Annotated in this window: 11 protein-coding genes; 4 read left to right on the plus strand and 7 right to left on the minus strand. The window is 66.9% G+C overall.

The genetic code is table 11. The features are described 5' to 3' along the window. Positions 1-110: 110 nt before the first annotated feature. From LOC57_RS01740 to LOC57_RS01750, 3 genes are all read right to left on the minus strand, one after another. A complete protein-coding gene (locus LOC57_RS01740; RefSeq protein ID WP_269439668.1) occupies positions 111-2,006 on the minus strand; it encodes a DEAD/DEAH box helicase in 1,896 nt (631 codons plus the stop codon). 365 nt (positions 2,007-2,371) lie between these two features. Next, on the minus strand, positions 2,372-3,058 hold the full coding sequence (locus LOC57_RS01745; RefSeq protein WP_229957718.1) for an MOSC domain-containing protein: 687 nt from the start codon (positions 3,056-3,058) through the stop codon (positions 2,372-2,374). A 9-nt stretch (positions 3,059-3,067) separates the two neighbouring features. Continuing rightward, positions 3,068-4,357 carry a glycosyltransferase 87 family protein gene (locus LOC57_RS01750; RefSeq protein ID WP_227912750.1) on the minus strand — a complete coding sequence of 430 codons (1,290 nt, stop codon included), beginning with the start codon at positions 4,355-4,357 and terminating at the stop codon, positions 3,068-3,070. 155 nt (positions 4,358-4,512) lie between these two features. Here LOC57_RS01750 and LOC57_RS01755 point away from each other — a divergent pair, with 155 nt between their 5' ends. Next, complete coding sequence (locus LOC57_RS01755) at positions 4,513-5,691, plus strand: amidohydrolase (protein WP_229957719.1); 1,179 nt, start codon at positions 4,513-4,515, stop codon at positions 5,689-5,691. Continuing rightward, positions 5,691-6,143, plus strand: coding sequence for a hypothetical protein (locus LOC57_RS01760; RefSeq protein WP_229957721.1), 453 nt, complete (start codon positions 5,691-5,693; stop codon positions 6,141-6,143). Before LOC57_RS01755 ends, LOC57_RS01760 begins: the two co-directional genes overlap by 1 nt. A gap of 30 nt (positions 6,144-6,173) precedes the next feature. Here LOC57_RS01760 and LOC57_RS01765 read toward each other — a convergent pair whose 3' ends face one another. Both LOC57_RS01765 and LOC57_RS01770 read right to left on the minus strand, forming a co-directional pair. Then, a complete protein-coding gene (locus LOC57_RS01765; protein WP_227912747.1) occupies positions 6,174-7,319 on the minus strand; it encodes a cystathionine gamma-synthase in 1,146 nt (381 codons plus the stop codon). A 64-nt stretch (positions 7,320-7,383) separates the two neighbouring features. After that, positions 7,384-8,763, minus strand: a complete 1,380-nt coding sequence (locus LOC57_RS01770) for a cystathionine beta-synthase (protein ID WP_229957723.1) — start codon at positions 8,761-8,763, stop codon at positions 7,384-7,386. Between the two features lie 176 nt (positions 8,764-8,939). Here LOC57_RS01770 and LOC57_RS01775 point away from each other — a divergent pair, with 176 nt between their 5' ends. Together LOC57_RS01775 and LOC57_RS01780 are read left to right on the plus strand one after the other, a co-directional pair. Then, positions 8,940-9,920: a DNA-3-methyladenine glycosylase family protein gene (locus LOC57_RS01775; RefSeq protein ID WP_229957725.1), complete on the plus strand. Its 981-nt coding sequence runs from the start codon at positions 8,940-8,942 to the stop codon at positions 9,918-9,920. Positions 9,921-9,993: 73 nt separating this feature from the next. Continuing rightward, the gene (locus LOC57_RS01780; protein ID WP_227912744.1) at positions 9,994-10,281 is read left to right on the plus strand and encodes a putative quinol monooxygenase; all 288 of its coding nucleotides are present in this window, start codon (positions 9,994-9,996) and stop codon (positions 10,279-10,281) included. Here the strand turns inward: LOC57_RS01780 and amt are convergent. Together amt and fdhA are read right to left on the minus strand one after the other, a co-directional pair. Next, entirely contained in the window at positions 10,278-11,870 is a 1,593-nt protein-coding gene (gene amt, locus LOC57_RS01785) for an ammonium transporter (RefSeq protein ID WP_227912743.1), read from the minus strand. The two genes, LOC57_RS01780 and amt, sit on opposite strands and share 4 nt — an antisense overlap. A gap of 266 nt (positions 11,871-12,136) precedes the next feature. Continuing rightward, a complete protein-coding gene (gene fdhA, locus LOC57_RS01790; protein WP_227912742.1) occupies positions 12,137-13,360 on the minus strand; it encodes a formaldehyde dehydrogenase, glutathione-independent in 1,224 nt (407 codons plus the stop codon). Between the last annotated feature and the right edge of the window lie 203 nt (positions 13,361-13,563).

Here is a 13,563-nt window from a genome sequence, read left to right on the forward strand (position 1 = left end):
CTCATCCGCCACCCCCCGCCCGCCCGCCCCCCTCCGGGGGGGCCCCCCTTCCTTGTGTTGCCCGGACCTAGTGCCCGGGCCGGCGCCGGAGTTCCGGCGCCGGGTGTTTCCTAGTCGCGGAAACGGGGCTTGCGGGCGCCGGTAGCGGCACTGTCCCGGAAGCCGCCTTCGCGCTTCTTGAACGGGCGGTCGCTGCCGCGGTCACCGAAGGACCGCTCGCCGTCGCGCTTCTTGAAATCCTTCTTGAAGCCGCCGCGGTCGGCACGGTCGTTGAAGCTGCCGCCTTCACGCTCGCGGGCCGGCTTGCGTCCCTTGTCCAGTTCCAGGTGGATCAGCTCGCCGCCGATCCGGGTGCGGGACAGGGCGCGCAGCTGGTCCTTGGACAGGTCTGCGGGCAGTTCCACCAGCGTGTGGTCGGCGCGGATGTCAATGCCGCCGATCTGTGCGGAGGACAGGCCGCCTTCGTTGGCGATGGCGCCGACGATGGAACCGGGAAGCACGCGCTGGCGGCGGCCGACGGCGATGCGGTACGTTGCATTGCCTTCGGTCAGCGGGCGCGTCGGGCCGCGGGAGCCGAAGCCGTCATTGCGGCCTTCGGAGCGCTCGCGCTGGCGGGCCGGGGCCACCGGGATTTCCTTCAGAAGCAGGTCGCGGCCGCCCTGGGCCATGACGGCCAGGGCTGCGGCAACGTCTTCGGCGGGAACGTCATGCTCGGCCAGGTACTTGGTCACCAAGCCGCGGAACACCGAGATGTCCTCGGAACCGAGGGTTTCGGTGATCTTTTCGGAGAACTTGGCCAGGCGCTTTTCGTTGACTACGTCAACGCTGGGCAGCTGCATGTGCTCAACCGGCTGGCGGGTGGCCTTTTCAATGGCCCGCAGCAGGTACTTCTCGCGCGGGGTCATGAACAGGATCGCGTCGCCGGTGCGGCCTGCACGGCCGGTACGGCCAATGCGGTGCACGTAGGACTCGGTGTCGTGCGGGATGTCGTAGTTGACGACGTGGCTGATGCGCTCGACGTCGAGGCCGCGGGCGGCAACATCCGTGGCAACCAGGATGTCGATCTTGCCGTCGCGCAGGGCCTCAACCGTACGCTCGCGCTGCTGCTGCGGGATGTCGCCGTTGATGGCGGCGGCGCTGTAGCCGCGGTCCTTCAGCTTGTCCGCCAGATCCTCCGTGGCAGCCTTGGTGCGGACGAACGCGATGACGCCGTCGAACTCTTCGGTTTCCAGGATGCGGGTCATGGCGTCCAGCTTGTGCGGGCCCATGACCTGCACGTAGCGCTGGCGGGTGTTGGCACCGGTGGTGGTCTTGGACTTGACCGTGACCTCGGCGGCGTTGTTCAGGTACTTCTTGGCAATCTTGCGGATGGCCGGCGGCATGGTGGCGGAGAAGAGGGCAACCTGCTTCTCGGCCGGAGTGGAGGAAAGGATCTGCTCCACATCTTCGGCGAAGCCCATGCGGAGCATTTCGTCGGCCTCGTCCAGCACCAGGTATTCCAGGTTGGACAGGTCCAGGGAACCCTTGGCGATGTGGTCGATAACGCGTCCCGGGGTACCTACGACAACCTGAGCGCCGCGGCGCAGGCCGGCCAGCTGGGGTCCGTAAGCGGATCCGCCGTAGACGGGCAGCACGGTGATGCCGTCCATGTGGACTGCGTAGGAGGTGAAGGCTTCAGCGGACTGCAGGGCCAGTTCACGGGTGGGGGCCAGGACCAGCACCTGGGTGTCCTTGGTGGCCGGGCGGCCGGCCAGCAGGGACAGGGCGGGGACGGCGAATGCGGCGGTCTTGCCGGTACCGGTCTGGGCCAGGCCCACGACGTCGCGGCCTTCAAGCAGCAGGGGGATGGTGGCTGCCTGGATGGGGGACGGCTTGACGTAGCCGACATCCTTCAGGGCTGACAGGACGCGCTCGTCCAGTCCGAAGTCACTGAACATCACTGTGTTCTCTTCGGCTTCGGGAGCGGCATTTTCAACGGTGCTGTTATCCAGCGGTGCTTCAGACAAGAGGGAATCCTCATTCAATCGGGGAACCACGCAACCAGGAGGCTGCAGGACGTAAGTCCGGCGCTGTTGCAATCCCAGGCAGGACTTTCCGTCACAGCTGTGGGCCGATTTCACTGGATTGTGTCTACGACCGGTGTGACGATTTCTTTGCCGGCGCTCCCCAAAAGATGAATCTGCCCGCAATTGAATGCGGGCCCCAACACAACGTACCTTGCGGTTTCGGTTCAAAACTCGATGATCCGCAGGAAAATAAGGGAATACCGGAGTGGGGGATGTTTTCCAGTGTACGGCATAACGGCTGCCGCTGCTTCGCAGGGGGCGGTGAGCTTGGGCACACGCTCCTGACGGAAGCTTTAGCCGCGCGGCTAGATAGCAGCCGGCACGGCCTGCACCCGATCCTTAGCTGCGGACTTCGCCGCCATGGTCCGCAGGACCTTCTGGATTTCGGGCGACAGTCTGATTTCACCTGCGATGCGGGAGGCCTCCAGCGCTTCAGCCTGCTGTTGGTCCAGGCCCCGGAAGACGTCCCGGACAGTGACGCCGTGCGCCGGCCTGGTCAGGACTTCGATCGGGTCTCCGGCGGCGATGCTGCCGCGGCGGCGGACCTGCAGGTATGTTCCCACCAGGCCTGCTTCGGTAAAGCGGTGCACCCAGTTAGGCACCTGCATGCGCTGCTGGAAATTCCGGCACGGGGTGCGGGGACAGGTTACTTCCACTTCCACGTCCGCACCGATCCGCCACCGTTCGCCAATCAGCGCGTCCGTGGCATCCAGTCCGGCGATGCGCAGGTTTTCCCCGAACAGCCCCGGCTCAATGCTGCGGCCCAGTTCCTGTTCCCAGTACTCGGCGTCGGCCTGCGAATAGGCGTAGAGGGCCTTCGACTCGCCGCCGTGGTGTTTCCTGCTGGCCTGCAGGTCCCCGGTCAGGCCCAGGGGATGGACCTTTACCGGCCCCTCCACGGCACGCTTGTCAATGGCGGTGACGCCGGTGGCGTCTTTAGTGGGCAGGAGGCCGTGCACCAGGCAAACGGCGAGCAGGGAACCGGTGGTCATGCCTGCAGTCTAGGGCTGCGGCTCCGTGGCACGCAGCAACTGCGGCGGGTCGTTGCGCCACCAGTTCCGGGACCGGCTCCCCCAGTAAGCGGCGAACCACCAGATCATCAGCCCCGCACCCCAGAACACGCCGGCACTGGAAGCCATCAGCCACGGTTCCGGCAGTTGGGAATCCAGGTTGGGGGAATCAAAGAGCTCACCGATGGTTTTGGGTGAGTACACGAAGATCACCAGCGAGCTCACCAGCAGCATCACGCCCGTGACCCGCAGCTTCCGGTGCCCCGGCCCCAGGTCCAGCAGGTTCCGGCCCAAAACCGGAATGAAAAGTGCCACCCATACCCAGTGGTGGGACCAGGACACCGGGGACATCAGCAGCATCAGCAGTGCCGTGGCCGCCAGGGCCGTGAACGTCTGCCCGCGGTTGCCGGCCATGCGGATGATGACTGCCGCGGCAGCGACGGCCAGGAGGGTGAGGATCAGCCAGGGCAGGTCCACGGGGAAGTCCGGGCCGCCGAAGTGCAGGATGGCGCCCTTGATGGAGAGGTTGTCCACATAGCCGGCGCCGCCGATCCGGGAGGTATCCGGCAGCAGCTCCAGCCAATACGTTTTGGATTCCCGGGGCAGAATGAGGAAGCCCAGGCCGAACGTTGCAAGGAAGCCGTAGGTCATGTTGCGCAGGCCCCGCCAGTCCCCACGAGCCAGGAAGTACAGGCCGAAGACCAGCGGGGTGAGCTTCAATCCGGCGGCCACGCCGGTCAGCAGCCCAGTGGGCCAGCCTTCCCGCTTGACCACGAAGTCGGCCATGATCAGCCCGAACAGAAGGATGTTGATCTGCCCGAAGGCCTGGGTTTCCCGCCAGGGACCGAGCAGCACGATGAACCCCGCCGCGAGCGTGGCAAGCGGACGCAGCCAGGGATGGCGCAGGACATCCATGGCGCCGGCCCGGTCGAAGACGTACCGGACGCCCCAGAGCGCGGTTGCCGCGGCTATGGCGATGGAGATGCCGGTAAAGATGTTCAGGCCGATGCCTTGCCCGAACGGAGCCAGCACCGCAAAAACCAGCGCCGCAAAAGGCGGATACGTAAAGAGGAGACTGCTGTCGGCGTCGTACTGCAGCGCCTTGGTGTACAGCTCGCCGCCGGCGTCCAGCACACTCTGTCCGCCGGTGAGGTAAACGCGGAAATCCAGTCCGTGGCGCGGCGAAACATCAAAAGCTGTCCATACGAGCAGCCCGGCTAGTGCCAGCGCCCCCAGGGTCGCAACGGTCCGCACGAAGGCGGATCGGTGGATCTGGCCCATTGTTCTCCTGTAAGCACTGCCGTCCGCGCTCGTGGCGCCGCATAGCGATATGGCGATATTGACTTATCCCAGTCTACCGGGCAACCCCTTCGGCCTGCCCCTGCCGGGGCAGGCGCTAGGCTGGCCGGAGAAGATTGAAGAGCGAAAGGTCCCCCATGTCTGACGCGTTGCTAGCCCTCACAAATGCCCATGTGGTACCGGTCACCGGGGATCCCTTTGACGGCACGGTGCTCGTTGAAGGCAGCCGGATCCGCGAGCTGGGCCCGGACGTCCGGGTGCCGGAGTCGGCGCAGGTGCTCGACGCCGGCGGGCAGTGGCTGCTGCCGGGGCTGGTGGACGCCCACACGCATCTGGGGGTCCACGAGGAGGGTGAAGGCTGGGCCGGCAATGACTCCAACGAAATGACGGACCCGGTGATGGCCGGCGTGCGCGCCCTCGATGCCGTTAACCCGTTCGACACCGGGTTCGACGACGCCCTGGCCGGCGGCGTGACCACCGCCAACATCAACCCCGGTTCGGGCAATCCGATCGGCGGGCAGGCCGTGGCCCTGCACACGCACGGGCGTTACCTGGAGGAAATGGTCCTGCGCGCGCCCAGCGGGTTGAAGTCCGCCCTGGGCGAGAACCCCAAGCGGATCTACAGCGAGAAGAAGCAGACCCCCTCTACGCGGCTGGGTACCGCCATGGTGATCCGGCAGGCGTTTATGGACGCGCAAAACTACATGGGCAAAGCGGACCCGGATGCCCGCGATCCGCACATGGAAGCCCTGGCCATGGTGCTCCGGAGGGAAATCCCGTGGCGGCAGCACGCGCACCGCGCCGACGATATCGGCACTGCCCTGCGGCTCGCGGACGAATTCGGCTACGACCTGGTGCTGGACCACGGAACGGAAGCGCATCTGCTGGCCGATGTCCTGGCCGAGCGCGGGGTGCCGGTGCTGATCGGTCCCCTGTTCACCACCAGGTCCAAGGTGGAGCTGCGCGGACGCAGCATGGCCAACCCGGGCAAGCTGGCCGCCGCCGGAGTGGAAATCTCCATCATCACCGACCACCCGGTGGTGCCCGTCAACTTCCTGATCTACCAGGCGGCGCTCGCGGTCAAGGAGGGGCTGGAGCGGAAGGAAGCACTGCGTTCGGTCACCATCAACCCCGCCCGGGTGCTTGGCCTGGCGGACCGGCTTGGCTCGCTGGAGCCCGGCAAGGACGCCGATCTGGTCCTCTGGAGCGGTGATCCGCTGGATGTGATGCAGCGTGCCATGCGAGTGTGGATTGGCGGCCGCGAGGTGTACCGCTACGATGCCGCAACCCGCGTACAGATTGTGGCGCCGCGCTGATGCGTCCCGGCAACACCCCTGCAGCGCCCGGCCCCCCCGGTGCATCACCCCGGACGCCCCCGCCGTCGATCATCCGCATTGCCGCCGCAGCCTGGCTGGGGGCGGCGGTCCTGCTGGCCGCGGCAGGGGTTTCCTTTGTTGTATCCGCCCGCACCCAGCACCAGGACAGCACGGCACTGACCATGCTGGGGATCCTTGTCCTGGCCCTGGCAGCGCTCAGCGCGTACAGCGTTCTCCGGCTGCGGGCAGGCAAGCGGAGCGCCCGTGAAACCCTCACCAGCATCGCTGCCATCGGCGGGTTCCCGCTGCTCTTCCGCGGCCCGGCTCTGGTGGCCGTGGGTCTGGTCCTGCTGGCCTGCGCCGGGCTGCTCTGGCTGCCCGCCAGCAACCGTTTCTTCCGGCTCCGGGACCCGAAGAAGCGCGGGCCCAAAGGCAGCCGGCCCCGCACCTGACGCCGGGCAGCGGCTAACCACCGACCGCGGCTACAGCCGCCCGAACGCCGAATCCAGGTCCGCGATGAGGTCCTCTGCGTCCTCGATGCCCACGGACAAACGCAGCAGGTTCTCCGGCACCGCCAGCTCGGTCCCCTTCACCGAGGCATGGGTCATTTCCGACGGGTAATTCATCAGGGATTCCACCCCGCCCAGCGACTCGGCCAGCAGGAACAGGCGCGTGGATTCGGCGACCGTCCGGGCGGCAGCCTCGCCGCCCTTGAAAGACACCGACACCATGCCGCCGAAGTCCTTCATCTGTGCCTTGGCCAGGTCATGGCCGGGATGTTCTTCGAGGCCCGGATACAGCACGTTTTCCACCGCCGGCTGGTCCCGGAGCCATTTCGCCACGGCCATGGCGTTGGCGGAGTGCCGGTCCATGCGCACGGCCAGGGTCTTCAGCCCGCGCGTGGTCAGCCAGGCCTCCATGGGTGCGGACACCGCTCCAACGGCAAACTGGATGAACCCGACCTTCTCCGCCATCGCGTCGTCGTTGAGGACCACCGCGCCGCCCACGGCGTCGGAATGCCCGCCGATGTACTTGGTGGTGGAGTGCACCACGACGTCGGCGCCCAGTGAGAGCGGCTGCTGCAGATAGGGGGAGGCAAAAGTGTTGTCGACAACCAGCAGCGCCCCGGCGTCGTGCGCCGCCTGGGCGGTGGCGGCAATATCGGAAATCTTCATCATCGGGTTCGACGGCGTTTCCAGCCACACGATTTTCGTGTTGCCTGCGGCGACGGCGGCCTGCACGGCAACGGCGTCGGACATGTCCACCGCCGCACTGGTGATTCCCCAGGCCCCCAGCACCTTGGTGATCAGGCGGTAGGTGCCGCCGTAGGCGTCGTTGCCCAGCACAATGTGGTCCCCGGGGGCCAGCAGCCCCCGGATCAGGGCGTCCTCGGCGGCTAGGCCGGAGCTGAAGGAAAACGCGTGCTTCCCGCCCTCCAGCGCCGCCAGCTGCTCCTGCAGCGAGTCCCGGGTGGGGTTGGTGCCGCGGCCGTACTCATAACCGTTCCGCAGCCCCCCGATGCCGTCCTGGGCGTAAGTGGTGCTCTGGTACAGCGGCGGAATGACTGCCCCCGTGGTGGGATCCGGGGCCTGCCCCGCATGGACGGCGCGGGTGCTGAAGCTGGTCATTGATTCCTCCTGTGCCGGCATGCCGGCGGGTTGGTGCGGAAAACCGCCGTCCGGCGGCGGCCGGTCAGAGGCTCAGGTACGAAAGCAGGTCGTGCCGGGTCAGCATGCCGATGGGCGCGCCGTCGGACGCCACCATCACGGCGTCGTCGTCCTGCAGTTTGGCGCGGGCCGAAGCCACTGAGTCTCCGGCGCCGACCAGGGCCGGGCGCGGACCCATGTGTTCGCTGATCCGGTCCGTGGGCTTGGCTTCACCACGGAAGAGTTTCTCCGTCAGCGAGCGCTCGTCCACGGAGCCGAGGACCTCGCCGAGCACCACCGGGGGTTCCTGCGAAAGCACCGGCAGGCAGGAGACCGCGTACTCATTGAGGATGGCAATCACGTCACGCACGGTCTCGTTCGGATGCGTGTGCACCAGGGCGGGCAGCGACCCGTCCTTCATCTCCATCACGTCCCGCACGGAGGCCTGCTCGCCGCCGTCCTGGAGGAACCCGTAGGAACGCATCCACTCATCGTTGAAGATCTTGCCCATGTAGCCCCGGCCGCTGTCCGGCAGCAGGACCACCACGACGTCGTCGGGTCCCAGGCCGCGGGCAGCCTGCAGTGCCGCGGTCACGGCCATGCCGGAGGACCCGCCCACCAGCAGGCCTTCCTCCCGGGCCAGGCGGCGGGTCATGGCGAAGGAGTCCGCGTCCGGCACGGCAACCACCTCATCGGGCACGGACCGGTCGTAGTTCGCCGGCCACATGTCCTCCCCCACCCCCTCCACAAAATAGGGGCGTCCGCTGCCGCCGGAGTAGACCGACCCTTCCGGGTCTGCGGCGATCACGCGCACCGGGCCGGAGGGCCGGTCCGCGGAGATTTCCTTGAGGTAGCGCCCGGTGCCGGTGATGGTGCCGCCGGTGCCTGCGCCGGCCACGAAATGGGTGACCCGGCCCTCGGTGTCCGCCCATATTTCCGGCCCCGTGGATTCGAAGTGGCTGGCCGGGGCGGACGGGTTGGAGAACTGGTCCGGTTTGTACGCCCCGTCGATTTCGCGCACCAGGCGGTCCGAGACGCCGTAGTAGGAGTCTGGACTGTCCGGGGCCACCGACGTCGGGGTCACCACCACTTCGGCGCCGTACGCCCGCAGCACGTCCCGCTTCTCCACACCCACCTTGTCCGGGGTGACGAAGATGCACCGGTAGCCCTTTTGCTGCGCCACCAGCGCCAGCCCGACGCCGGTGTTGCCACTGGTGGGTTCGATCACCGTTCCGCCGGGGCGCAGCTTGCCCTCCTGCTCCGCGGTGTCGATCATCTTCACCGCAATCCGGTCCTTCACGGACCCGCCCGGGTTCAGGTACTCCAGTTTCACCAGGACGGTGGCGCGGATCCCTTCGGTGACATTGTTCAGCTTCACCAGGGGCGTATTGCCGATCAGGTCCAGGACTGTGTTGGCGTACTTCATGTGACCCACGTTACTTCCAAACCTCCCGCTGTCCACCGGAGGCTACATACGGCGCCGCAAAACCCGGACAACGGTTCCCGGCCGGACGCAGGGCACGCGGCCTAGTAGCTAACACCACACCGCCGGGGCCCCGGAAGCAGCGCCGGAACGGGGGCGGTGCGTGCGACCATAGGGGCATGTCCTTCACTGCCGCTGCCGCGCCGCTGCAGTCGGTTCCCGCCGGCCCGGTGCGTTACTGGGACTCCCCCGCCCCGTACTGCCTGCATACCTCGCTGCGGATCCTGGTCCGGGGCAAGGGCGATCCCACCATCCGGCTCGCGCCCGGTTCGGCTTGGCTTGCGTTCCTCACCCCGGAGGGGCCGGCCACCCTGAACCTGCGCGAAGAACCCGCCCCCGCGCCGGGTGCACGCGTACGGGCCCAGGCCTGGGGCCCGGGCGCGGGATGGGCACTGGACTCGGTGCCCGCCCTGCTGGGCGAGCACGATGACTGGACGGAATTCGACGACGACGCCTTCTGCGCCACGCTGCCGCGCATGGTCACCGAGACCCGGCGCCGCAACCGCTCGCTGCGCCTGCCCAGCACCGGCCGCATCATGGACTCCCTGATCCCCGTGGTGCTGGAACAAAAAGTAACCGTGATCGAGGCTTACTACGCCTGGCGCTACCTGGTGAGCCGGTACGGCACCGACGCGCCCGGACCGGCACCGGCCGGAATGAAGGCCGCCCCCGCACCCGAGACCTGGCGGCGGATCCCCAGCTGGGACTGGCACAAGGCCCGGGTGGATCTATCCCGCTCCAGCACCATCCTGCGCGCCTGTTCACTGGCCTCCGGACTGGAGCGGCTGGCCGATGCCCCGCTGGGCGATGACCTGACCGCAAGGCTCTGCTCGGTTCCGGGCGTCGGAGTGTGGAGCGCGGCGGAGATTACCCAGCGCACCCACGGAGCACCGGACTCGGTCTCCGTGGGCGACTACCATCTGGCCGCCTATGTGGGTGCCGCACTGACGGGCCGCCGCACGGACGACGCCGGCATGCTGGAACTGCTCGAACCATGGCGCGGACACCGGCAGCGGGTGGTTCGGATGATCATGCTCAGCGGGTACCGCAAACCTGCCTACGGCCCGAAGCTTGCCCCCATGGACCACCGCCGGCGCTAGGAAAGTTCTGCCCGCTGCGAAGGCACCGCCTGCGCACCGGGCGCACGGCGCCGCGTCGGCTTAGGGTAGGGACATGACTGAAGCCAATGCCCCCATCAACCTCCGCGCCACCATGGTCCCCAATCCCGGTGAATACAACCGGGTGAAACTGGCGCTGGAGATCGCCATTGAGCAGGTCCGCACCGAACCGGGCTGCCTGCGCTACGAGATTGTTGAAGACTCCGAAGCGGCCATTGTGCTGGCCGAACAGTGGGCCACCCAGGAAGACCTGCAGCGCCACGCCCGCGGCGCCGCGCTGCAGGATCTGCAGGAATCCCTCAGCGCACTGCTGGCCGAGCCGCTGAAGGTGGAGCAGGTCTAGTACGGTGTGATGGCCAGCCGGTAGATCGAATCCGGCTCAGCGCCGAAACGTTTCAGGACTGCCACCACCGCTTCTTCGTGCTCCTCGTCCACAGCCGCCTGCACCCGCATCCGGTCGGCGAAATCGATCCGCCGCTTCTCGCTGCGGAAGGCTTCGGTACGGACCTTCCCGGTGTAGACGGCGGCGTCGGAGAGCTCGAGGGAGCGGGCACCGGCCATCAGCAGCGCGTCCCGCAGGCCGTCGATCCGGTCGGTGCTCACTACCGCGCTCACCAGGTGGTTGGGTACGGACTTGCGGGCGTCGACGGCGTTGCCGCCGTTCGCTGCGGCCCGTCCGGCAGTTGTGGGCCGGGTCGTGATGCCGCTGAGCGAGTACCCCGAGGCACCCTGCTGGACGCGGTCCAGGTCCTCCTGCTCCGGCCCGGGCTCGCGCAGCCCCATGGTGCGCGAAATGACCGCGGCGATGATCCAGCTGAGCACAAACGAGAACAGCACCACGCATACAATCGCCACCACCTGGTGCCACAGCAGGTTCCCGCCTCCGCCGGAAAACACGCCGTCCACGCCTGCCGGGTTTACTGAGTTGTCCCCGAAGAAACCCAGCAGGACCGAGCCGAGCACACCGCCCACAAAATGCACGGCGATCACGTCCAAGGCGTCGTCGTAACGCAGCAGGCGCTTGAGTTGAACGGCGAGCGCGCAGACCAAGCCGGCAATCAGCCCGATCAGCAGGGCCGCCCCGGTGCCGACAAACCCGGCACAGGGGGTAATGGTCGCCAGGCCGGCCACCGCGCCGGAGACGGCGCCCACCAAGGTGGAATGCCCGTCCCGCAGCCGTTCCACCACCAGCCAGGTCAGCATGGCCGCGGACCCGGCTATATGTGTGTTCATCAGGGCCTGAGCGGCAACATCATTTGCCTGCAAGCCGTCCCCGGCGTTGAAGCCGAACCAACCGAACCAGAGGATCCCGGCGCCCACCAGCATCAGGGGAAGGTTGTTGGGCGACGTTTTCAGGTTCGGCCACCCTCGCCTCCGGCCCACCACCAGCAGCACCGCGACGGCGGCAGCCCCGGCGGAAGAATGCACCACGATTCCGCCGGCCCAGTCCTGGGCACCGAGCTGGGCCAGCCAGCCCTTCGGGTGCCATAGCCACCGCGCCACCTGGGGGTAGACCAGGATCGACCATGCAGCCAGGAACACCACCCAGCCTGCAAAGCGCAGCCTGCCGGCGGTGGCACCGGTCAACAGCGCCGGCGTGATGATGGCAAACATCATCTGGTAGGCCACGAAGGCCAGCGCGGGAATGGTCACCCCCGCGGCCACCGTGTGGAACTGCGGAGTGTCGACGTCGATCAGCGCGAACGCATCAAACTCCCCCACGAGCGAATTGCCCTGGTTACTGAACGCCAGGGTGTATCCCACCAGCACCCACGTGAGACTAATGACCCCGAGGGGGATGATGTTCTGCATCATCATGGTCAGGACGTTGCGCACCGGCACCATCCCGCCGTAGAACAGCGCCAGCCCGGGGGTCATAAACAGCACCAGCCCGGCGCAGATCAGCACCCAGGCGGTATCAGCCCCGTTCACGTCCGGCTCCGGGAGGAGGTGTTATTGAGGGTTCCTCTGCAACGGCACATGACATCTCCGCTTCCAACTCGTGTACAGCCGTGGGCAAATGCGAGTGGTGGGGACCGGTTCGGCGTGGTGCCGAACCCGGGGCCTTTGGACCAAACGAGCGTACCGCCGGGCAGGGAAGCACCAGAAGGGCAGGAGACGCAAAAAGGAGCCGGCAGGCCTAATTGGCGCTGCCGGTTCCTTTCCCCGGGCTGTAAGCCCGCCTTTGCCTTCCTCGACTAGCTGTGCGAGCCCACCATGCCGTTGGGGTCGATGACGTACTTGCGGGCTGCACCGGAGTCGAACTCGCGGTAGGACTCCGGTGCCTGGTCCAGGCTGATGGGCGTGGCGTTGACCGCCTTGGCGATCTGGACCCTGTCATGGAGGATCGCCATCATCAGTTCCCGGTTGTACTTCATCACCGGACACTGCCCGGTGGTGAAGGACAGGGACTTGGCCCAGCCGGTGCCCAGGTCCAGGCTCAGGGACCCCTTCTGCGCCGCTTCGTCGATACCGCCCGGGTCACCGGTGACGTAGAGGCCTGGAATGCCCAGGGCACCGCCGGCCGCGGTGATGTCCATCAGGGCATTCAGGACGGTGGCCGGGGCTTCGGTGTCCGATCCGGAGCCGTGTCCGCGGGCTTCGAAGCCCACGGCATCCACGCCGCAGTCCACCTCCGGCACGCCGAGGATCTGCTCGATTTGGTCCTTGGGATCGCCCTGCGAAATATCCACCGTCTCGCAGCCGAAGCTGCGGGCCTGTGCCAGCCGCTCCTGGTTCAGGTCACCCACAATGACGGCCGCGGCTCCCAGCAGCTGGGCGGAGGCGGCAGCTGCCAGTCCCACCGGCCCGGCACCGGCAATGTATACGGTGGACCCAACCCCCACACCTGCGCTGACGGCACCGTGGTACCCGGTGGGGAAAATGTCCGAGAGCATGGTCAGGTCCATGATTTTCTCCATGGCCTGGTCCTTGTCCGGGAACCGCAGCAGGTTCCAGTCCGCGTAGGGAACCAGGGCGTACTCGGCCTGTCCGCCGACCCAGCCGCCCATGTCCACGTATCCATAGGCACTGCCGGGGCGCTCCGGGTTCACGTTCAGGCAGATCCCGGTCTTGCGTTCCTTGCAGTTGCGGCAGCGGCCGCAGGAAATATTGAACGGCACCGAGACCAGGTCTCCAACGTTGATGAATTCGACATCCGGTCCGGTTTCCACCACTTCGCCGGTGATCTCGTGGCCGAGAATAAGGTTGGGCGGAGCCGTGGTCCGGCCGCGGACCATGTGCTGGTCCGAGCCGCAGATGTTGGTGGTGACCACTTTCAGGATGGCCGCGTGCGGCAGTTTCCGGCCGATGTTGGCGGGATTCACCCCCGGCCCGTCTTTCAGTTCGAAGGTGGGATAGTCAATGTCCTGGACTTCCACTACCCCGGGTTCAATGTAGGCAACTCCCCGATTGGAACTCATGGCGGCCTCGCTGTCTTTCGTCGTCTCTGACTGGTTGCAGGACGTGCCTCCCCCGGGGCCTGCGCCCTTGGCAGCGAGGGTACAGCGGGCAGCACGACGGCGGTAGACAGTAGCAGTTGTGGATCTTTGCCTCAGCCTGCGGCGGGCGTTAAACGCTTAGCAGGCAGGCACCCTGACCGGGTACCTGCCTGCTGAAAACGGTG

It is taken from the genome of Arthrobacter sp. zg-Y750 (assembly GCF_020907365.1).
Classification (GTDB): Bacteria; Actinomycetota; Actinomycetes; order Actinomycetales; family Micrococcaceae; genus Arthrobacter_B.